Source organism: Vibrio sp. S9_S30, assembly GCF_014694455.1.
GTDB lineage: Bacteria > Pseudomonadota > Gammaproteobacteria > Enterobacterales > Vibrionaceae > Vibrio.
Genome location: NZ_JAAUWT010000015.1, coordinates 67,684 through 89,017, shown reverse-complemented (window position 1 = coordinate 89,017; position 21,334 = coordinate 67,684). Strand labels below are relative to the sequence as shown.

The following is a 21,334-nucleotide window of genomic DNA, read 5'->3' as shown; positions in this document are numbered from 1 at the left end:
TCTCCGCCTTGTGGCTAAATTTCGATCAGACCGCCGCTACGGCGGTCAGTGCTATCTTTCGACTTTTTGATTACACAATTTTGGTTATTTTCACTGGGCACTTCTTAAAGTCGGTTTGTTTCGATAACGGATCCGTCGCGTCAAGAATAAGCTTATTAATAAGGATTCTAGCGTCGAAGAAAGGCACAAATACCAAGCCTTCAGGCGGGCGGTTTCTGCCACGAGTTTCTACTCGTACTCTTACTTCACCGCGTTTGTTGGACATCAGAACCTCATCACCACGGCGAAGACCGCGTGCTTTAGCGTCAGCAGGGTGGATGTAACACACTGCGTCAGGCACCGCTTTGTATAGTTCTGGTACTCGTCTTGTCATTGTGCCTGTATGCCAATGCTCGAGAACTCGACCAGTACACAACCAGAGATCAAATTCAGAATCTGGCGACTCAGGGGGCGCTTCATAAGGTGCTGAAATAATGAAAGCTTTGCCATCGGGCTTACCATAGAAATCCCAACCAGAGCCTTTTTTCGCATATGGGTCAGAACCTTCTTTATAGCGCCATAGGGTTTCTTTTCCATCTACGACAGGCCAGCGAAGACCACGAGTTTGATGGTATACGTCGTAAGGTGCTAAATCGTGAGCTTTACCTCGGCCAAATGAAGCATATTCTTCAAATAAGCCTTTCTGTACATAGAAGCCAAAATGGTGGGCATCGTCGTTCAGCTCACGAGCTTCCTCAATAGGGTATTTATCTACTTGCCCATTAGCAAACAACATGTCGTACATCGTTTTGCCCTTGTATTGGGGCGCTTGATCTAGCATTTCTTCGGTCCAAACTTCTTCCATCTTAAAGCGTTTGGAGAATTCCATGATTTGCCAAAGATCAGATTTTGCCTCTCCGACGGTACTAACTTGTTGATACCAAGCCTGAGTTCGACGTTCAGCATTCCCGTATGCCCCTTCCTTCTCAATCCACATTGCTGTGGGCAAGATCAGATCAGCAGCTTGAGCTGTGGCGGTTGGGTAAGGGTCCGAACACACGATAAAGTTTTCAGGGTTTCTGTAACCAGGAAGACGTTCGTTGTTAATGTTTGGTCCTGCTTGCATGTTGTTATTACACATCACCCAATACGCATTGAGCTTACCGTCTTTTAACATACGGTCTTGAAGAACAGCGTGGTATCCAGGTTTTGGTGGAATAACGCCCGGAGGAATGTTCCATATTTTTTCTGCGTATGCACGGTGCTTAGGATTCGCAACGACCATATCGGCAGGCAGGCGGTGAGCAAACGTCCCCACCTCTCGCGCCGTGCCACATGCTGAAGGCTGCCCAGTTAACGAGAATGGGCTGTTTCCTGGAGTGGAAATTTTTCCGGTAAGCAGGTGGATATTGTAGATCAAGCTATTCATCCAAACGCCACGGGTGTGTTGGTTCATTCCCATCGTCCAAAGCGACATCACTTTGGTATTTGGATCTGCATACTGTTTGGCCAGCTCGATGAGTTTGTCTTGAGATACCCCCGACATTTCAGAGGCTTTTTCGACGGTATAAGGAGCAACAGATTTCTTGTACTCTTCAAAGGAAATGGAACTCATTTTCCCAGAGTTCGGGTTTTGAGCTTTAATCTGCATAGGATCATCGTCACGTAATCCGTAGCCGATGTCCGTCGTCGCTTGCTTAAAATGGGTGTGCTTGTTTACAAAATCCCAGTTAACGGCATCATTTTCGATAATGTAATGTGCAATAAAGTTAGCGATAGCAAGGTCAGTTTGAGGCTCGAATATGTAGCCCTGATCAGCCAGTTCAAATGAACGATGGTAATAGGTTGAAAGAACATTGACTTTGACGTGCGGAAAGCTTAATCGGCGGTCGGTGATGCGTGTCCAAAGTACTGGGTGCATTTCTGCCATGTTTGAACCCCACAGTACGAAAGAGTCTGCGTGTTCAAAGTCATCATAGCATCCCATTGGCTCATCGATGCCGAATGAGCGCATGAACGCACCAACGGCAGATGCCATACAGTGACGCGCATTTGGATCAATATTGTTTGACCTCAGACCCGCTTTCATCATTTTAGCAGCAGCGTAACCTTCCATCACAGTCCATTGACCAGAGCCAAACATTCCGACACCCGCAGGTCCTCGTTTTTTCAATGCCTCTTTCCACTTCTCTGCCATGATATCGAACGCAGTATCCCAAGAGACTGGGGCAAAATCGCCGTCTTTGTGGAATTTGCCGTCTTTCATGCGCAGCAGCGGTTGAGTCAGGCGATCTTTCCCATACATGATCTTAGAAAGGAAGTAACCTTTGATGCAGTTAAGGCCTTTATTGACAGGCGCCTCTGGATCCCCCTGAGTTGCAACGACTTTGCCTCCCTGAGTGCCCACTAATACTGAACAACCCGTTCCACAAAAACGACAAGGTGCTTTGTCCCATGTGATTTTAGTTTGATCGGAGCTAGCAATCAGATTGGTGGCCGAGGCAGGTAGCGTTACACCTGCAACAGCGGCTGCCGATGCTGCTGCGTTTGCTTTCACAAACGCACGTCTTGTCATTTTCATACTTCATCCTCTAATTGGGAATGTTGCGTTCCGGTGTTTTCGTCGTTATCTAGGTCAGTTTCAATTTGGTGATAAACCAATACTGTGCTCAGGACGTCTGGCAAGTTATTAATTGCGTCAATGGTATCTGTGATGAAGCCTTGATTTTCTGTTTCCAAAACCACCACAATTTTCCCTTCTGGGCTATCACCGAAAACGTCTGCGTTTTCAAATTCCTCAATTCGAGATTTAGTCTGCAACAGGTGTTCCGGTGAAACCTGCACCACTAAGCTGGAAATATGCACTTCATTTAGTGACATCGTTATCTCTCGTTATTTTGTATGATCGCAAATTTGCATGCTCACATTGATGGATGACGTTGGGCACACCGATACACACGCACCGCAGCCATTGCATTCATCAAGAGTTAAATGGGGTTGCGCGACTTTTCCTACCACGAGCTTGAATTGAATCGCCATGGTTTCGCATTGGTCACCGCAAGATCGGCATTCGACCTTTTTTAAGGCAAGACATTCGTCATTAATTACCGCTTTAGCCGGCCATGCCATTTCGTTCTGGTCTAAAAAAAGAGGCTCAGGACAGACATCTGCGCATTGATAACAAAACGTACATTCACCGAGACCGAAATCAATGATGGGGAAGCCGCCGCTGCCGTGTTTAATGATTTGTGTTTCACACGCGTTCACACACTTATTACAGCGAGTACACCGATCAGTAAATTCGATGGCATTATTTAACCAAGGCAAGCGAGGTTGAGTCTCGGCTTCTTGTTTTCGTGTGAAAAAACGCCTTCGAAATTGATCAACCAAAACAGCCTCTTAATATAAATCGCAAAAATCTGTTAACAGCTCTTCACTACTGAGTATGGATAGTTTAGTTTTAGCCACAATTGATAAAATAACCCTAAAGGGGTAATCAGTATCTAAACTGTTTTAGATCAATAAAAAATCAACAATTCAAGTGCTAATGGTTATGAGATGACTGGTAATCTGTTCAAATGGGTCCATTAGGAAGCCGCCGAGGTTATCGTTTTGGACTTAACATCGATATGAGAAAACAATTTGTTTAAGTTACCCAAAAAACCAGTAACAAGCACAGTCGCACAAGCCTTGTTGCTTATCCTATTGCTCTCGATAACAACAACGAGTTTTGCGATTCTTACGTTGGCTTCAAGCCTTAATGATGCTGAAGCCGTAAACGTAGCGGGTTCTATGCGAATGCAAAGTTATCGGCTCGCCTATGATATTCAAAGTGATTCACTTGAATTCAATTTGCATGTAGAACAATTTGAACGTTCTCTGTTTTCACCTTCAATGTCAGCCCTTCATAATTGGACGGTTCCAGCGGACATTCAACAAGAATATCTGTTGGTTATTCAGCGATGGCGGCAGCTTAATATCTTGCTGCATTCGCAACAGAATGAGGCGTATTTAGGTCAGGTTGCCGATTTTGTAGAGCAGATCGACGAATTTGTCTTTGGGTTACAAGAATATTCTGAACGGAAATTGATCGCGCTATCGTGGATAGGAGGAGTGGGGTTGGGGGGCATTCTCATCATTTCTACTTTTGTTGTTCGCTACGTTAGAAGAGAAATTGTTAACCCATTAAATAGGTTAAGTTACGCCAGTTACGAAATTCAAAATCGGAATTTTGATGTCGCGCTACATGTCTCAGGGAATAATGAACTCTCGCGATTAACGGAAACGTTCAACTCCATGGCTACCGAATTAGGGCATCTCTATCGCGGGTTAGAAACAGCGGTGGAAGAAAAAACTCATAGGTTGCGCCATGCTAATCAGTCATTGCAAGTGCTGTATCACTGTTCGCAAGCACTTAACGTTTCTCGGATTACCAAAAGCCATATCGAAAAAGTCGTTGATTTTATGTTCAGCTTGGAAGGCGTAGCGGCGGTAAAGCTGACATTAGGCGGTGCGCAGCAAAGTGAAGTAATTGAAAGAGGTATAGCCAAGCCACACAATAAATGGAACTGTACTTTGCTTGAGTTGGATAATCAGGTGCTAGGAACGTTAGAAACCCAATTTATGCTACCGTGCCCTGACCAAGAGTTGATCAACAGCATCACTCAGATCCTTACTCAGGGAATATATTATTCTCAGACTCAAAAACAAGAAGAATACCTCATTCTAATGGAAGAAAGGGCTACGATAGCACGTGAACTTCATGATTCTCTTGCACAGTCTTTATCCTACCTTAGAATTCAGGTGAGTTTGCTAAAGAAGAGGCTTAACAGCGATTCAGCAGAGAAGCGATCAGCCTTGCCATCTATTATTTCGGATATTGATTGTGGATTGACGGGGGCTTATACCCAACTTCGAGAATTGTTAAATACGTTTCGTCTTTCTATTAAGGATGCGAATTTTGATGAAGCACTTGTCCAAATGATTATCCCGCTAAGAGATCAAACCGATTCTGTTATTACTATTAATAACCAAGTCGCGTCATTGAACCTTAAAGCCAGTGAGCAGGTTCACGTACTGCAATTAGTGCGGGAGGCTGTTCTGAATGCGGTGAAGCATGCCAAGGCAAAGAGCATTGTAGTCAATTGCACAAAGTTTGGTAATGAAATGCGAGTGGTCGTAGCGGATGACGGCATTGGCTTTGATATTCATAATCAAAAACTTAACCACTACGGATTGAGTATTATGGAAGAGAGAGCAGGAAGGCTCAACGGGCGGTTAGAGATAGAAAGTGAACCAGAAAATGGTTGTATAATCCAATTAACTTACACAGTAAGAGAGGATCAAAATGGCGATCTGTAATGTACTTATCGTTGACGATCATCCTTTGATGCGTAAAGGAATCGTTCAACTTCTGAGCTTTGAAGACGAATTTAGCGTTGTGGGGGAGGCAAGTAACGGTTCCGACGCGCTTGCGATAGCTTTAAAAGTGCAACCGGATTTAATTTTGCTCGATCTCAATATGAAGGGTATGTCAGGTCTCGATACTCTAAAAGCCCTTCGCTCTGAAGAAATAGAAGCCAGGATCGTCGTTTTATCGGTATCAGACAGCCCAAATGACATTGATGTTATGGTGAAAGCTGGCGCTGATGGCTATTTGTTGAAAGATACGGAACCGGATGATTTGATTGAATTGATAAAAGACTCAATGTCTGGTAATCCAATTTATAGCGACGAAGTTCGTAAATATTTATTAGAAAGAAGCAATAAACCATCGGTTATGGACCTGCTTACTGATCGTGAACAACAGATCTTACGAGAAGTCGCGAAGGGGTTTCGTAATAAGCAGATTGCGGATAGTTTGTTTATTTCGGAATCCACAGTAAAAGTGCATATGAAAAGCCTGCTGAAAAAGTTGGAAGTACCCTCAAGAACCGCTGCCACCATTCTTTATTTAGAGCATTTTGGTGATCCTAGATAATAAAATGCATATGTGATTTTATCCATATGTTATGTAATGCGCATTCAGGTCGTGCTAAATGTTGCCATGAATTGCGTTAAGGATAGGCAGTCAGTCTCATCCTTTGCAATTGCGATACAAATTCTTTTTTATATCAACTATATTATCGTGAGGCATCACGTAAATTGGTGATTAAAATATGAAATTGCGACATCTTTTGATTGGCTTAAGTTTGGCTTTCACACCCGGCTTAGTAGCAGCACAAGCACTTAATGGTTACTGGGAATACAGTGATTACCTAAAAACATTTCCTGAACAGCAAGGGCTGGTAAGAAACTTTAGCAAGGTAGTACGCTCTGAACCTGTCCCTCTTGCCGTAAGACAAACGAAACCTGTAACGATTTCCGTTATCTATCCTGGCGAACAAGTCTCAGATTATTGGAGACGTAATATCACGGCGTTTAGCAAGCGTATGGATGAACTCGGTATTGATTACCAAATCAACAAAGTGTTCACTCGCCCTAATGTAGATATTCGGCAACAAAGTGCTTCGTTAATGGAGGCGATACGTAATAAGTCAGGGTATTTAATCTTTACCCTTGATACAGGTCGCCATCGAAAATTCATTGAACACGTTCTAAATAATCCTGATACGAAACTCATACTGCAAAACATTACAACACCACTTAAAGCGTGGTCTCAGAATCAGCCGTTCATGTATGTCGGTTTTGACCATGCAACGGGCAGTCGTGCGCTTGCAAGCCATTTTAAATCCCGTTTTCCTCGCGGCGGCGACTACTCTGTTCTCTTCTTTTCTCAAGGCTATATAAGTGCTGCTCGCGGCGATACCTTTATTGAAGCGATGAGCAATGAAGGGGATGCCTATCAGCTGCGTTCGTCATTTTATACAAAAGCGAGCCGTCAAAGTGGGTACGAGGCAGCAAAAAATGCACTTTCAGATGGTTACAACTTGTCCTTTATCTATGCGTGTTCCACGGATGTTGCGTTGGGTGCAACCGATGCAATTAAAGAGTTGGGACGCAAAGATATCGTCATTAATGGCTGGGGCGGTGGAAGTGCAGAGCTTGAAGCGATACAAAAAGGTGAGCTAAGTGTTACCATCATGAGAATGAACGATGATACCGGTGTTGCGATGGCGGAAGCCATAAAAATGGACTTGGAGAATAAACCTGTCCCAACCGTTTATTCGGGAGATTTTGAGATAGTAACCAGTCAAGACAGTGAAGAAAGAATACAAGAATTAAGGCTTCGTGCTTTCAGATATTCTGACTAATGGAAAAGCTGAGCTAGGATGATTAAAAAACTTACGACTAAAAGGCGCTCTCTGGCAAACCTAATCGTTCGCTTGATCGTTATTATCTTTGGCGTTTTAACTGTCGGTGTAATGGTTCAGAGTTACCACTTTTCATCTAACATCATTAAACAAGAAGTGGCCCGTACCTCATCTCAAACCTCTAGCTTGTTGCAAAATCTGCTTGATTACAAACTTGCAACGTTAAAGAGCCGCCAAGACAGTAATGCCCTTAATATCACTCTCCAAAATAATTTAGTTGGTATCCAATCAAACAGGATTGATTATTTCTTCCTCAATTTAGAGCAAAACGATCCCCTCAATACCCCAGATTTTAGGTTTATAACCACAGACAGTGGCAATGTAGAGTGGAGTGATGGAAGCGGCTTATTTTATGGCTTAACTGAGATAAATCTGCAACAGATCTCTACTTCCATCAGTTTTGGGCGTGATTGGCATTATCTAAGCCAAGATACAGTTCTAGGCGAAAGGAACTTGTTGGTTCGACGCACTCCGATTATTAGCTTGGATAATGGTCAGGTGCTGGGGCATTTGTATATTGCTGTCGTTCTCAATCGAAACTTATCTTTGATAGATCAACTTCAGATCGCCTCTAATAGTGATGCGGTTATTATGATGATCGGGAATACAGCCATCGCGAGCACCATACAGCCAGAAGAGCCACTGTACGCAGAAGTTTTGAAGGATCTTAACCAAGGGGATACGGGCTCTTCTGGTGGGCATCTATTCAATGCAACCAATTTGCGCATCAATGGGGAAAGTACCCCAATATACATCTATACGATTCAAACCAACTCAAACATATTGACACTAGAGGAAAATTATAAGGTTGGTCTAGCCATCAGCATGTTCACAATGTTTGCGTTAGCACTGTTGACTCGTCAAATTATTCAAAGGCTTGTATCCAACGAATTGAAAAGTTTGATGGAGTACACACGGTCGGCTAGTGACAGAATAGAATCATCTGAGTTTCAAGGTTCAAGCATTTATGAGTTTGATCATGTTGGTCATACCTTAGAAAAAACGTTTGAAGAACTGAGGGAAAAGGACAAGTCATTTCAGGATCTATTTAATTTTTCTCTCTCTCCGATCATTGTTTGGAACACCGAAGGCGGTGTACTCAGGATGAACCCCGCCGCTGAGCGAGCACTCAATTCGAAATTGGACTTAAGTAATAGCGATATTGATGACCGATTTAAGAGTTTCCAAAGCAAAGTTGCATTTTATTTAAGAATGGTGATGACGGGGGAAACGTTAATGGGGGTGAATGTCCCCATTGAGAATAAGATCTATCGCTGGAATTTATCGCCACTTGGATTGGATAATGAAATCCATGCGGTCATTGGTCAAGGGCAAGATATCACGACCCTTATTGAGGCAGAAAAGCAAAGTAACTTGGCTCGAATTGAAGCGGAACGCAGCGCTGTCGCAAGGGCTGATTTCTTAGCCAAAATGAGCCATGAAATTCGTACGCCTCTCAATGGTATTTTGGGGATCAGTCAGATCTTACAATGCACCTTAACGAAAGAAGAAAACAAAGAAAAAGTCGATATTCTTTACCAAAGTGGCGAACACCTTCTCACTGTGCTCAACGATATTCTTGATTTTTCTAAGATTGAGCAAGGCAAGCTGAACATTGAGTTTAATGACTTTGTGTTCAAAGATTTAGTGAAATCGCTGGAAACAATCTATACCCCTCTTTGTATCAATAAAGGGCTCTCCTTCGAAATTCAGAATCACATACCCGACGAACAGATCATTTGTACAGATCAAGTTCGGTTGAATCAGATTCTATTTAATTTACTCAGTAACGCCGTTAAATTTACCACTACTGGCGGCGTTATAGTGCGGTTCGAACTTGAGTGCATTGAGCCAGGGAAAGAAGTTTTGAATTTTGAAGTGCGTGACTCTGGTATTGGGATTACTGAGAGTAGTCTGGAGATCATGTTTGAGCCTTTTGTTCAAGCCGAATCAACTACAACACGTGAATATGGCGGAAGTGGTTTAGGGCTTGCTATCGTTAAAAACTTGCTCGATCTCATGGGTGGCTCAATTAAAGTCACGAGCTTATTAGGGGAGGGGGCTTCTTTCTGCATTAAGTTGCCAGTAACACCCATCAGTGCCGTTCAGTCGGAACAGGTAGAGTCTTCAAACCCAGACCCATCATCGTTGTTTGAAACTCAAATCAGAGTGTTGTTGGTCGAAGATAATAAAAGCAACGCTTTCATTGCTAAAGCATTCTGTCACAAGTATGGAATGGATGTGGATTGGGCTGAAGATGGCTTAATTGCAATGGAGAAAGTCAAAACAAATGAATACGACCTGATATTAATGGACAACCAAATGCCCAATTTAGATGGTGTTGAAGCTACGCGGCGTATGCGTCAAGATATGGGAATCACCATACCCATTTATGCCTGTACCGCCGATGCGTTTGAATCTACCAAAGAGGCATTTATGAACGCCGGAGCCAATTTCGTCATTGTTAAGCCTCTTAAAGATAAATCTCTTTATAATGCATTTTATCACTTTAAGACTAATGACTTATTGCCAATTAAAAGCCCTGAATCTGCGACAGATTCATAAATAAAAAGGCGGTTTACAAATCTCTTATTATAAGAAACCGCTAACATGCCTTGTATCTGATACATGGATCAAAATAATAAAAATTTGGCTGGATTATATTTAGGCACCTTTAGATACTTTGATAGTACGAAGTATTGATTGATAACAGAAGTATTGAGCGTTTAGAAAAATCTGAAACCTGCGGCTAAGACAGGAAAGAATTCTAAGTGCATTTGTATAAAAACGTTGGTCAGGGAAGACAACATGATCAGGCTTGCTAAACCGAGCATCCTAAGTCAGGAAAATGTATTGGTCCTGCTGGTGCCCGCCATTTTGTATTACTCGCTAGTGCATTTATTTGGAATGTTCTGGTGCATCTTAATTTTGTCTGCTTACGGATGCTTTGTTTCGGTTTACTCAACGAGGAAGAGCATTATTGCCTTCTTTTTTGCCCTATTTGGTTTAATCGAGTGGTTGGTGTCGTTGTATGTTCCGGTTTCACTTATAGAATCGTTTCCGCAATTTTCGCTTATGACCAGTGCGTTAAAAATTGGCCTGATAATGTTGGTATTTTCATTTCTGCGTTTTCCATTACCAATGTTGCTTGCTGAAGCCACTTACCCTCATTTAAAGGCTTTGCATCGGCAGTTTCCAGATGAATATCTGAGGATGTGGCAAAAAATCAGCGTGATGTGGATAACCAGCTTTGCTATAAAAGCAGCGCTGTTTTATTTGACCCTTGCTGTACCGGCTGAACAGGTTTATTTGATGGGTATCCTTCTTGGCTGGCCGCTTTATTGTGTGTTGATCTTGGTGAGTATTATTTTTGTGAATGTAAAAGTTCTTGGCTTCTATAGAGAATCTCTAACAGCCGGAGGCAATCGCTCACATATCAATGGGTATTTTTCTTAATGAAATAACTCGCTGAGAGAATCAAAAAGCCGCCAACTCGTGATGTGACATGAGTTAGGCGGCTTTTTCTGTATCTCTTGCTTTAGTTTAACGTCAGCTTTGAATAACTTTGTTATTAATAATTGATGGGTTAAATATGGATTACCCAGAGGTAAGGTTAGTTAACGTGATAGCTTGCTGTGTGCTTTTGTAAAGTGCCCAGAGCAAAATGCGCCGACAATCGACAATTCGCCTGCCAAACAAAGGGAGGCACACACTTCCGCGAGTGCCCTCGCTTTACCTGATCCACTCAACCCCATAATGTCCAGACAAGCTTTCTGAGACGGAAGCCCCGTACCGCCACCAACGGTACCAAGCATTAGGTTGGGCAGCGTAACGCTAGCATATAGGTTGCCATCATCTTTAATGGTCATACGAGACATACCCACGGCAGATTCGGCAACACACGCTGCATCTTGTCCACAGGCGATGTAAAGGGCTGCGAGTGCATTGGCAAAGTGAGCGTTAACGCCAATAGATCCGCTAAGCAGTGCGCCAGAGGTGGTGATTTGACCGAACTTAACCATGTCTTCGGGCGTGGTGTGCAAAAATTCCTTTACCAATTCTCGGGTAATATGAACTTCCGCTGAAACTTTCTTCCCCCTGACACTTCGCATAGTGTGTGCATTTGCTTTTTTGTCGCCTGATAAGTTGCCATCTAGAATAGCGTGGCTTGGCTTAATTGGAGACTGTTTCAAGATAAATTCATACACAGCGTTGGTCGCGATAGTCACCATATTTTGACCTGAAGCGTCACCTGTCAGAAATTCGAAAACTAAAAACACGTGATTGCTTTCAATGGTGATGCTGATGTCTTTTAGCTTTCCATGTCGGGTTGTGGATTCGGCTAGCGTTTTAAAAGTGTCGTATTGACTGGTCGCCCAACCAACAAATCGCCCAGCAAGCGCCAGATTGTCGAACAGAAAAGCGGGTGTTCTTGTCACACCTTCATTAATTAACATGGCAGAAGCGCCACCTGAAGCGGTTATGAGCCGGCATCCTCTATGGTAGGACGCTACAAGGGCCGCCTCAGTGGTGGCGAGGGGAACAAGGAAATCCTCGTTTGCGAACAGCCCGTTGACACGTAACGGTCCTGCAATACCAAGAGGGACTTTGACGGACCCTATGAAGTTTTCAATATTTTTGCTGTACTCTTTTCTCTGTTTAAGTGTGTTTGCATCGAGCAATGCATCACGTATATCGGGTTGTCCGATGCAATCCCATCGACGTTCAATGGCTTTATCTGTTAAGAATGGTGAACGCGGAAGCGCAATGGCTGGCGGCGTATAATCTGGAGCAAGCTTATTATCAATTTGTCCTAAAGAACATTGTTCTTGAATGGAGTAATGCTCTGTACTTTCTAGTGCATTCAGTTTTGGCATGAGTGAAGTATGTCATTATATTTTGTTAAAGATTCTACCCGCGAAGGCAGATAAAACAAGGAAGAGTCACCGAAACTTACAATATCAATAGAGGATAACGAAGCAGGGTTGATGTTTTAGCTTGAAAAGTAAACAACTCATATTGGGCGTAAAATACATTTCATCCGGATTTACTCTGACAATCTCTGAGTCCAAAAGTTGCCTACTGTTATCGTAGGTTTGAACGAAAATAAGTTTCTGCGTGCCCTAAGCACGCTTGGTTTGTTTGCACGCTAACATCAAGAGAGGGGGAAGCCTCTCTCTAAGTTGGTTATTTGAACTTACATTATTCGCTTGCTTTAAGTTTCAATACATTTGCCAGCTCGGTTAATAGTTTTTGCGTATCATCGCTGAGTCGGTTTATTTCGTTGGTGGATTCAGAAGAACGTGATGCCAACTGCCTGACCTCATCGGCTACGACGGCAAACCCACGACCATGTTCTCCTGCACGGGCGGCTTCTATCGCAGCATTTAATGCAAGAAGGTTCGTCTGGTCTGAAATACCATCGATGACTTTGGCAATTTCGGAGATTTCATTACTTGACGTCCCTACACGGTCCATGATCTCTTTCATACCGTTACGCTGTTTCACTTCTGAAGAAATATCTTTAATGAACGCCGTATAGATTGTTCTGCCATCGAGGCTGACTTTTGAAAGAGAAAGTAGCCCCCATGCCTCTTTTCCATCAGGTCTATTGATAGGAACCTCACGGCTTGTGCCAACAATCTTATTTTCACCTGTCTTGATGTTACGTTGTATAAATCCATCGTGATTGGGTTGAAGTTCCACAGGCACCAGCATCTTAACATTATTACCAATCACATCTTCAGGGGTGTATCCCCAAAGTACTTCAGCCGCTTTGTTAAAGAAACTGACGGTTCCGTGTTCATCAATTGTGATAACCGCATCAAGTGCTTGAGATAAGGTCTGATTAATGGTTTCTTGTGCGGTGCGCTCTTCTGTAATATCGCGAACAAATGCGGTGTAAGCGATTTCGCCGTTTACCTCAATCTTAGAAAGTGAGAAGCTGACCCAGATTTCAGTACCGTCTTTTCGTTCCATCAATAGCTCTCGGCTGGAACCTACAATTTTGTCTTTGCCTGTTCGTCGGTTTGCATTCACGTAATCATCATGACGTGATTGGTGAATTTTTGGCACTAGCATCCTTACGTTCTTGCCAATAACCTCGGATCTTTTGTATCCCCACAATATTTCTGCGGAGGGGTTAAAGAAGGTGACGATATTGTCTTTATCAATGGTGACAACGGCATCAATTGCTTGATAAAGCACTTGCTCCATTTGATCTTTGGCGGCTCTTTCTTGGGTAATATCACGAGCAAAGGCGGTGTAACCCACTTCACCATCCAATTCGATTCTTGATAGGGATAGATTTGCCCAAATTCGCCGACCTTCTTTTGTCTCTATTTCTACATCTCGGCTTGTTCCGACAATTTTATCAATTCTTGTTTCTCTGTTGGCGTTAACCAGTGAGTCGTGCTTGTCTCTTAGTTCTCGTGGAACAAGCATTTTCACGTTTTTCCCTAACACCTCGTCTTGTTTATAGCCCCATAAATGCTCAGCGGCGGAATTCATATAGGTGATGCAGTTTTTCCCGTCTATGGAAACAACGGCATTGACGGACTGAGCGAGCACTTGTTCAATGCGCTGTTGTGCGTTGACTTCTGCTGAAATATCCTTCACGAAGGCAGAATAGCCGATCCCATCTGGTAGTACGGTTTTAGATAAAGCCAAACTTACCCAAACCTTAGTCCCGTCTTTTCTGATCAGCTCTAGCTTTCTGGATGTGCCGACAATAACATTCTGTCCAGTGGTTCTATTTCGATTGACGTATTCATCATGATTAGGTTGAAACTCTTGAGGTACTAACATTTTAACATTGTTGCCGATCACTTCTTTTGCCGTGTATCCCCACAGCTTTTCTGCGGCTCGGTTAAAATAAAAAACTTTGTTACTTTTATCTATGGAAACAATTGCATCTAATGCATTGTCGATAATTTGATTGCTCACGTTTCCATTGTTTTGGCTTTTTCCGCCCAAGATTGAAAATAATCGCATTACTCGATCCTAATTTTGTTTATCGACGCTGTGCCGGCTAGCACTGGTTATTTTATTTGAGTCTAGACACCGATTCACAGTAGTTCCAATTTGGAACATAAATTTCATTTTTAAGTTTATGTTTTGTTGACGTTCGTTTTTCTTCCCACTCTCTCTTCCCCCTAGGCACTTTTGGGAATAAGGGTATTTAGAAGCGTTTTGAACGTGAAAATGGGAAATGAGTGCAATGTTTGTAAATCAAAATGGTATAACGTTGTTTGGGTATGCCAAATCATCTTAGTTAGGAGGACAGAGTGACACGAATACATCTTTTTAGGCATGGGCAAACGCAGTGGAATCTCCAGAAAAAATTGCAAGGGCATGAAGATTCGCCACTGACTGAATTAGGAATTGCACAAGCTCAAGAAGCGAAATCCAAATTAAAAGGTGTTCGGATGGATTCTGTTTGGTCTTCTCCAAGTGGTAGGGCAATGCAAACAGCAAGTTTGCTCGCCGATGTAGAGCTCAATCAAGTGAAAACGATGGAAGGGTTCAGAGAGATCAACCTAGGCAGTTGGGAAGGTCAGAGCACTGATTATATCAATGTAATCGACAATAAAAGATATACCGATTTCTGGAATCACCCTGATCGTTATGTACCCGATACTGGTGAGTCGTTCGAACAAGTAAGAGTAAGAGGGCTGCAAGCACTTGAGGATCTTGCTCAAGAATGTTCCGGTCAAACCGTTGTTCTTGTTTCTCATGCTGGCTGGATAAAAACGGTCATCACAGCATTGTTGAACAAGGCACCAACAGATATTTGGCAAGAGCCTTTTGCGCATAACTTGAGTGAGTCAATCTTGTGTTATGAGAACGGTAATTGGCGCGTCGAAAAATTCTGCGACATTACGTGGAATAAATGATGGCATCAACCGGAAATCCAAGTGAGTAATATGGTGCCAATTTGACTGAGAGTATTGTTGGATTTAATATTTAGAGAATGCGCGCAACAATTTATGGATGATTTACCGTAGGTCAATATTTCATTAGAAGTGCTCACGACCATGGCACATTTCAGTGCGTATCATTTTGCGCTTTCACGATCAAAGCTACTTTCACCGACACTGTAACTCTGCATTGGGCGTGACACCTATGCAATATGCGAGAGCCGCCTAACTAAGTACACCTTTCATTTTATAACGCGACAGGCACGGCACCTCCTATCGCTTAAGAAAAATGCACACTTTAGGAGAAATAATGATCCAAGAATCTCGTAGCAAGCTCTTTATACAAGGCTCACTAAAAATGTTGCCACTGAGCATTGCTGTGGTTCCTTGGGGTATTTTGGCGGGTTCATTTGCCATAGACAGCGGTTTAACGGCGTTAGAAGGGCAAGCTTTTTCCCTTATTCTGTTTGCAGGAGCCGCCCAGTTGGTCGCAATGGGGATGATTAAGGCAGGGGCAACATTAGGAGCCCTTGTTTTAACGGTATTCTTCATTACATCTCGCCATTTCCTGTATAGCGTGGCCATGCGAGACAAAATTAGCCCTTTGCCGTTCAAATGGCGGTTTGTATTAGGTTTTCTTTTAACGGATGAATTGTTTGCATTTTGTGGAAACCAAACGCCGAATCAATTTAAGCCGTGGTACGCTTTTGGAGCAGGCTGCAGTTTTTATTTGATTTGGAATCTGGCTACATTGATAGGTATTGTTGCTGGTACTACGATCCCAAACTTAAGTGAACTTGGGTTGGAGTTCGCTGTTGCTGCAACCTTCATTGGGATTGTTGTTCCCACAATAAAAAGCACAGCGGTTTTGGTTTCGGTCTTTGTTGCCTTGGTGTGTTCGGTTTATTTCGCATGGCAACAAGTTGAGGGTGGTTTGGTGATGGCGAGTATTTTGGCCATGGTAAGCGGCTATCTTTGTGAAAGGTTTAAAGACAAGGCATGATCTATCTTTATATATTGGCGATGGCATCCGTGGTTTTTTTCAGCCGTTATCTATTTCTAGAACCCAAGTTACCGCTCAGATTAAACCCTCAATTTCATCGCTTATTAAGTTATGCGAGCCCTGCGGTACTGACTGCTATTCTTGCGCCTATCGTCTTTGTACAGGAAGGTGAGATCCAACTCAACGTATCTAACCCGTATATTTGGGGAGCGTTGTTGTCATGTTTTATTGCGTGGAAAACAAAAAACGTACTGACGGCTACGTTAGTGGGTGTTTGCGCCTTTTTGATACTGAAGCATGTGTTATTTTGAGCATTCCTTTGCTGCCACTTCCTCAGTAATGTTATGAATTCAGGTTTCAGGCTCGCCGCTTACCAAGCATGTTAGAAAGCGGCGTGCCGCATGGATTCAACCTAAGTTCTTCACTTAGCTTATTCTAAAGATTTAGGATTCCATTTTAGTGGGATTGTTCACCGTATTTGAGCACAAATTCTTAGATTCATGAGCCATCTTAGAAAGGTATATCGATACCTCTGCGATGTGTGCGTTTTTATCGAAATCGACAATTTGCTCCTCTTGCAAGTAGGATTTTGCGTATTTCATATATACCCCTTTTTGTAAAAAGAGTAAGTACAGCTCGGCATCAATATGACCGGAGGTCGCAAGTTTAGTCATGATGGACAATGATTCTTTTAAACTTTTTGCTTTCTTGTAGGGGCGGTCGCTTGCTGTAAGTGCTTCAAATATGTCGGCAATCGCCATTACTCGAGCGGGTATAGATAACTCTCCGGCATATTGACCACGCGGGTAACCTTTTCCGTCCATTCTTTCATGATGGCTCCCGGCGATTTCGGGAACGTTTTGCAGATACTCTGGGTAGGGTAATCGATCAAGCATGTCAATGGTTTGAATGATGTGGTCGTTTATGATGAACCTTTCTTCGTCGGTTAATGTTCCCGCGCGAATAGACAAGTTGTAGAGTTCACCACGGTTGTGATGGTATTCGCCTGGTTTCAGAGTGAAGTTTTCTTTCCACATTTGTTTCGGGTTGAACCCTTGAGCCCATGGAATGCAATGCACTTGTTTATCGGATAAAACCGATTCCATGACCGGTAAAGGCGAAGCCGGGGCACAGCGGTTTTTTTCTACCCATGAAATGCCAAGCCTATCGCATATCGTTCTCTTCCACTGTCGCTTGCTGATTTCCTTTATGCGCTCAAGCTTTTCGTCATTCATGTACTCACTACCGACATTACATTCGGCGATGAATTCAAAATCTTTATCTAATGCTTGGAGTTCATCATCCAATTCTTTTTTAAGCCGAATTTTGTTATGTCCGGCACTGACGCCTTTCCAATATTTTGTATGTGCGGTTTGTTTGAGTAATTCAAATCGCATACGGACTTCGTGGATTCGGTCGTAAATGGTTTCGAGTTTGGTTGCTTTGTCTACCACATATTCTGGCGTGATGATTTTCCCACAATCGTGCAGCCAAGCGCCTAGATGCAATTCTTCCCACTCCTTTGCAGACATAGAGAAGTCGGCGAAGCGCCCAGTGTCGTCTACAACGGCTTGTGTGAGCATTTCAGCGAGAGCGGGAACGCGCTGACAGTGTTTGCCAGTGTATGGGGATTTGGTATCTATCGCAGACGCTAAAAGCTCAATGAAGGCATTTAACATGTCTTTTTGTTGTTGTATCTGATCGATATTTTCTTTTGCTATGGCGGCAAAGGAAAGCAGCTCTCGTAAGAAATCGTGCTTTTCTTGCTGCGCTTCGGTGACTTGTCGTTCGTAACCCAGTGTTAGAATGCCCACTAAGCTTTTGTCACGATTCAGTAGTGGGAAAAGGTAAAGATCGGAGTTATAAAAATACACCGTGTAGGGCCTCATCACCGGATCATCTTTAGATAGATGAACGGTTTCACCGTCTTTAAGTTTCTTGTAAACCTCTGGCGTGTTATCCAGCAGAAGGTTGATGTTGATTTTTAAAGGGATAATGGTCTGATTGACGCTTTCATCAAACTTCTTTGTCGCCTTGTTCCATATAGAAAGGACGATGGTTTCCGCTTTGGTGACAATGTAACTTTGATGTGTAATGTTTTTAGCGAGTAAGGAGAAATCGCGGTTACTCGCGGTGTCATGCAGCAATTTGAGTAAATCGTGAAGTGTATGCTCCATCAGTTCGACAGATTGAGTGAGGTCATTCACTTCTTTAATCATACTTATTGGGTAGCGTGTTTTGGTGAACTCAAATCGGCGTATGTTGTCTGTTTGCTTATACAAATTATGCAGTGGGCTAGCGATACGTTTTGCTATGTACCACACAATGACAAAACAGCCGAGTAACATGAGCATGGCCACAGAGACTTGTTTATCTCGCATGGAGTATAGGTTGGCGAGTAGGGCGTCCTGCGGGGTCGCTTCTGCGAGCCACAGCTTCACATTACCTGTAAGTTCTACGGGTGTTAAAGTTACCGACCAGTCGACACCTTCATGTGTCACGGTATGATATTGGTAGCCCAAAGGGGCATGAAGGCTGAGTTCAGAGAAAACGGTGTTCTCAAGTTGCACGTTTAAAGGTGAGTTATTTGTCGTATTGGGCGGTGTCTCCATATGATGCGACGCCAAGGGTCTTAATGCACTGTCAAAGAGCAGTAACTGGCTTTGTGAGTCGTATGCCAGCTCACTGATGCTGTTATGTAACCCGCCTAGCGAAAAATCGGCAGCAACGACAAACTCTAGATTGGCGGTTTTTCGAACAAACGTTACCCCAATATCTTTTAGCCAGTAGAAATAGTAGGGCTCCGTTAAGTGGATTTGTCCATCATCGGTGGCGTGGCTGTACCAAGGGCGATTACGCGGATCGTATTGATTGTCGTAACGGATAGACGCAGATACAACTTGGTTCTCACCATCTAAAAATATGGATTCATTTCTACCTTCGGTGTTTGTGGAACGAAATAAGATCTCACTACCAGAAGGGGCGTTGAATTGTTTGGCGGTTTTTGGGTTGTATAAAGGCCGATACAGCGTAAAATCGCCGTTTTCAGAACCGTAATAAAGCGCGACCAAGCTCGCATTCCTCTGAAAGATCATTTCCAGCGAATCTAGCCAGCCCCCTTTTTCAAGGGAGTCATGTTGGTGGCGAATGAAATGACTCATAGCCATGAAATCTAATGTTGTTAAAACTGGTGCGACTTGCTCTCTAAATAACGTTTCCAGCTTTACACTGTTTTCATTACTTAATTCCTCAGCGGAGCCTTGTAACAATTGTTGGGAATGATGGTAGCTTATTGCAATTAAAACACTTCCAATAACCGTAGCGAGCGCCATAAAGAGACTAGTAATATGGATGCTAAGAGGATAGCGGTGCTTGATCATACTTTTTCACCATGCAGCAAACTGACAAATTTCTATGTAAACCTGAACCAAATAGGTAATGGCTCAAGTGTGTTTATAGTTGAGCGGTATTGTCTCTATTATTTTTTTAAAGTGTTGTAACTGATACCTATGAAGTATCGTAGAGTGCCTTTCATATGCAAAATGTAGATAAGGTAAATGACGCATATATATTGAAATGTTTGAGCTAGATCTCCCCATGCTTTCGGAAACAATGTCACGTCGAAACACATTTTGTTATTTCTATAGGTATGAACTCGATGTCTGATATGATTTTGCTTACGTCATTATCGGGTTAGATATATTAGCGAGTCACCTATATGAAATTGCTTGTCGATACACATACACACACCTATGCCAGTGGGCATGCTTATAGCACGCTTATAGAAAACGCCAAGGCTGCGAAGGAACGTGGCTTAGCGATGTTTTGTACGACCGATCACTCTGAATCCATGCCTGGAGCACCGCATTACTGGTTTTTTAGTAACCAGCGGATACTTCCTCGGTTCATAGAAGGCGTCGCCGTTATTCGTGGTGTTGAGTCGAATATAATGAATACAAAAGGGGAGATCGATATCCCGCCTTCGGTTGATAACAACATCGATTGGGTTCTCGCAAGTTTTCACGAAGCCGTGTTCACGCCTATTGGCAAGGCAGCGCACACCGAAGCGCTGATCAATGTCATTTTATCGGGCAGGGTGGATGCCCTTGGGCACTTGGGTAACCCGAGTTATGATTTCGATTTCAATGCGGTGATTCAGTGCGCAGTGGAAAACAACGTGGCGATAGAAATCAACAATACGTCCTTAAAAGGGAACAGCCGAGCTGGAAGCGTGGAACGGTGTACCGACATTGCCGTCATTGCTCAAAAGAAAGGCGCATTCATTACCACAGGTTCAGACGCGCATTTTTGTATGGATGTTGGGGATCTAAATCTCGCCGCGAACTTAATTGAGCGCGTGGGAATTGCAGAAGAGAAGGTGATAACACATTCTCCAGAGCAGTTTCTGCATTTTCTCACGTTACGTGGCAAAAAAATCATTGATGACTATTCGATGTATTATTAACTCAGTACCTTTCCTGATTCGTCAAGCGGTCATCAAGTGAGTTTGGGTAACCACGAAAGGCTCTACACATTGCTTTGATGATCGGTTGAATCTGGATAGACGGATATTCTGCATTGCAATCGCCAGAGATGAACGATGTGATCACCGTTAAGTCATTCCGTTCCTCTTTTGAAAGCACTATAAATAAAAGATACCCTCCAGCGGATCAACAAGGAAGGGTTATGAACCGACGTTCTCCAACTAACATTTGTATGCTATTTGCCTGTGCCCTAAGTTGGGTGCTGGTTACGCTTATGCCTGTTATTAATGCGCATGGCAGTAACGCTGGCGTATGGGCGATGCTTTGTACCGTGAACGGTTTAGAGCGAGTTCAAATAGAAGAAGGGCAAGAGTTTCAAACTCACAACAGTAAGCCTTGTCCGTTCAGCCATTATTCCACCTTTCATCATAGCCACCTTCCAACGACACCGATCTTTCAACTGTTCCGTTTTGCTATGGAAAGCCAATATGTTTTTTTGGCTCGAAACGTGCGCTATCAATGGCAAACACCCCGTGCACCCCCTTCATTGATTTTCTGAACAAACCCATAACAAAAATTATCAAGCACTCGTATGCCTAGGATTTTGGGTTCGCATTACGCTTAGCTCAGTGAAGC

Annotated in this window: 16 protein-coding genes; 10 read left to right on the top strand and 6 right to left on the bottom strand. The window is 43.2% G+C overall.

Going from position 1 to position 21,334, the window contains the following annotated elements; genetic code table 11:
• Window positions 1-70: 70 nt before the first annotated feature.
• Genes napA through napF form a run of 3 tightly spaced genes read right to left on the bottom strand, consistent with a single transcriptional unit; the run spans window position 71 to window position 3,369 of the window.
• The gene (gene napA, locus HC752_RS17530) at window positions 71-2,560 is read right to left on the bottom strand and encodes a periplasmic nitrate reductase subunit alpha (RefSeq protein ID WP_190336468.1); all 2,490 of its coding nucleotides are present in this window, start codon (window positions 2,558-2,560) and stop codon (window positions 71-73) included.
• Window positions 2,557-2,859 carry a chaperone NapD gene (locus HC752_RS17525; protein ID WP_190336467.1) on the bottom strand — a complete coding sequence of 101 codons (303 nt, stop codon included), beginning with the start codon at window positions 2,857-2,859 and terminating at the stop codon, window positions 2,557-2,559. The genes napA and HC752_RS17525 overlap by 4 nt, the downstream gene beginning before the upstream one ends.
• A gap of 12 nt (window positions 2,860-2,871) precedes the next feature.
• Entirely contained in the window at window positions 2,872-3,369 is a 498-nt protein-coding gene (gene napF / locus HC752_RS17520) for a ferredoxin-type protein NapF (RefSeq protein ID WP_190336466.1), read from the bottom strand.
• Window positions 3,370-3,621: 252 nt separating this feature from the next.
• Between napF and narQ the strand changes: the two genes are divergently transcribed.
• From narQ to HC752_RS17495, 5 genes are all read left to right on the top strand, one after another.
• Complete coding sequence (gene narQ, locus HC752_RS17515; RefSeq protein WP_190336465.1) at window positions 3,622-5,340, top strand: nitrate/nitrite two-component system sensor histidine kinase NarQ; 1,719 nt, start codon at window positions 3,622-3,624, stop codon at window positions 5,338-5,340.
• Window positions 5,327-5,959, top strand: a complete 633-nt coding sequence (locus tag HC752_RS17510; protein ID WP_190336464.1) for a response regulator — start codon at window positions 5,327-5,329, stop codon at window positions 5,957-5,959. Before narQ ends, HC752_RS17510 begins: the two co-directional genes overlap by 14 nt.
• A 178-nt stretch (window positions 5,960-6,137) precedes the next feature.
• Window positions 6,138-7,232, top strand: a complete 1,095-nt coding sequence (locus HC752_RS17505) for an autoinducer 2-binding periplasmic protein LuxP (protein ID WP_190336463.1) — start codon at window positions 6,138-6,140, stop codon at window positions 7,230-7,232.
• An 18-nt stretch (window positions 7,233-7,250) separates the two neighbouring features.
• Complete coding sequence (locus HC752_RS17500; protein WP_190336462.1) at window positions 7,251-9,857, top strand: LuxQ periplasmic sensor domain-containing protein; 2,607 nt, start codon at window positions 7,251-7,253, stop codon at window positions 9,855-9,857.
• Between the two features lie 510 nt (window positions 9,858-10,367).
• Window positions 10,368-10,748, top strand: coding sequence for a hypothetical protein (locus HC752_RS17495; protein ID WP_190336461.1), 381 nt, complete (start codon window positions 10,368-10,370; stop codon window positions 10,746-10,748).
• 161 nt (window positions 10,749-10,909) lie between these two features.
• Here the strand turns inward: HC752_RS17495 and HC752_RS17490 are convergent, their stop codons facing one another.
• Window positions 10,910-12,169, bottom strand: a complete 1,260-nt coding sequence (locus tag HC752_RS17490; RefSeq protein ID WP_190336460.1) for a hydroxymethylglutaryl-CoA reductase — start codon at window positions 12,167-12,169, stop codon at window positions 10,910-10,912.
• A gap of 325 nt (window positions 12,170-12,494) precedes the next feature.
• On the bottom strand, window positions 12,495-14,285 hold the full coding sequence (locus HC752_RS17485) for a PAS domain S-box protein (RefSeq protein WP_190336459.1): 1,791 nt from the start codon (window positions 14,283-14,285) through the stop codon (window positions 12,495-12,497).
• Between the two features lie 293 nt (window positions 14,286-14,578).
• Between HC752_RS17485 and HC752_RS17480 the strand changes: the two genes are divergently transcribed.
• The 3 genes from HC752_RS17480 to HC752_RS17470 all read left to right on the top strand — a co-directional run bounded on the left by HC752_RS17480 (window position 14,579) and on the right by HC752_RS17470 (window position 16,525).
• A complete protein-coding gene (locus HC752_RS17480) occupies window positions 14,579-15,187 on the top strand; it encodes a histidine phosphatase family protein (protein ID WP_190336458.1) in 609 nt (202 codons plus the stop codon).
• A 334-nt stretch (window positions 15,188-15,521) separates the two neighbouring features.
• Entirely contained in the window at window positions 15,522-16,214 is a 693-nt protein-coding gene (locus HC752_RS17475) for an AzlC family ABC transporter permease (RefSeq protein ID WP_190336457.1), read from the top strand.
• Window positions 16,211-16,525, top strand: coding sequence for an AzlD domain-containing protein (locus HC752_RS17470; RefSeq protein ID WP_190336456.1), 315 nt, complete (start codon window positions 16,211-16,213; stop codon window positions 16,523-16,525). Before HC752_RS17475 ends, HC752_RS17470 begins: the two co-directional genes overlap by 4 nt.
• 132 nt (window positions 16,526-16,657) lie before the next feature.
• Here the strand turns inward: HC752_RS17470 and HC752_RS17465 are convergent, their stop codons facing one another.
• Window positions 16,658-19,594 (bottom strand): HD domain-containing phosphohydrolase, encoded by a 2,937-nt coding sequence (locus HC752_RS17465; RefSeq protein WP_190336455.1) that lies wholly within the window; start codon window positions 19,592-19,594, stop codon window positions 16,658-16,660.
• 338 nt (window positions 19,595-19,932) lie between these two features.
• On the opposite strand from HC752_RS17465, the gene HC752_RS17460 reads away from it, so the two are divergent.
• Window positions 19,933-20,679, top strand: a complete 747-nt coding sequence (locus HC752_RS17460; RefSeq protein ID WP_190336454.1) for a phosphatase — start codon at window positions 19,933-19,935, stop codon at window positions 20,677-20,679.
• A gap of 221 nt (window positions 20,680-20,900) precedes the next feature.
• Window positions 20,901-21,257 (top strand): hypothetical protein, encoded by a 357-nt coding sequence (locus tag HC752_RS17455; protein ID WP_190336453.1) that lies wholly within the window; start codon window positions 20,901-20,903, stop codon window positions 21,255-21,257.
• The last annotated feature ends 77 nt before the right edge of the window (window positions 21,258-21,334 follow it).

Coding starts and splice junctions, on each gene's coding strand:
- napA (WP_190336468.1), bottom strand. CDS start 2,560: ATGAAAATGACAAGACGTGCGTTTGTGAAAGCAAACGCAGCAGCATCG.
- HC752_RS17525 (WP_190336467.1), bottom strand. CDS start 2,859: ATGTCACTAAATGAAGTGCATATTTCCAGCTTAGTGGTGCAGGTTTCA.
- HC752_RS17510 (WP_190336464.1), top strand. CDS start 5,327: ATGGCGATCTGTAATGTACTTATCGTTGACGATCATCCTTTGATGCGT.
- HC752_RS17505 (WP_190336463.1), top strand. CDS start 6,138: ATGAAATTGCGACATCTTTTGATTGGCTTAAGTTTGGCTTTCACACCC.
- HC752_RS17500 (WP_190336462.1), top strand. CDS start 7,251: ATGATTAAAAAACTTACGACTAAAAGGCGCTCTCTGGCAAACCTAATC.
- HC752_RS17495 (WP_190336461.1), top strand. CDS start 10,368: ATGACCAGTGCGTTAAAAATTGGCCTGATAATGTTGGTATTTTCATTT.
- HC752_RS17490 (WP_190336460.1), bottom strand. CDS start 12,169: ATGCCAAAACTGAATGCACTAGAAAGTACAGAGCATTACTCCATTCAA.
- HC752_RS17485 (WP_190336459.1), bottom strand. CDS start 14,285: ATGCGATTATTTTCAATCTTGGGCGGAAAAAGCCAAAACAATGGAAAC.
- HC752_RS17475 (WP_190336457.1), top strand. CDS start 15,522: ATGATCCAAGAATCTCGTAGCAAGCTCTTTATACAAGGCTCACTAAAA.
- HC752_RS17470 (WP_190336456.1), top strand. CDS start 16,211: ATGATCTATCTTTATATATTGGCGATGGCATCCGTGGTTTTTTTCAGC.
- HC752_RS17465 (WP_190336455.1), bottom strand. CDS start 19,594: ATGATCAAGCACCGCTATCCTCTTAGCATCCATATTACTAGTCTCTTT.
- HC752_RS17460 (WP_190336454.1), top strand. CDS start 19,933: ATGAAATTGCTTGTCGATACACATACACACACCTATGCCAGTGGGCAT.
- HC752_RS17455 (WP_190336453.1), top strand. CDS start 20,901: ATGAACCGACGTTCTCCAACTAACATTTGTATGCTATTTGCCTGTGCC.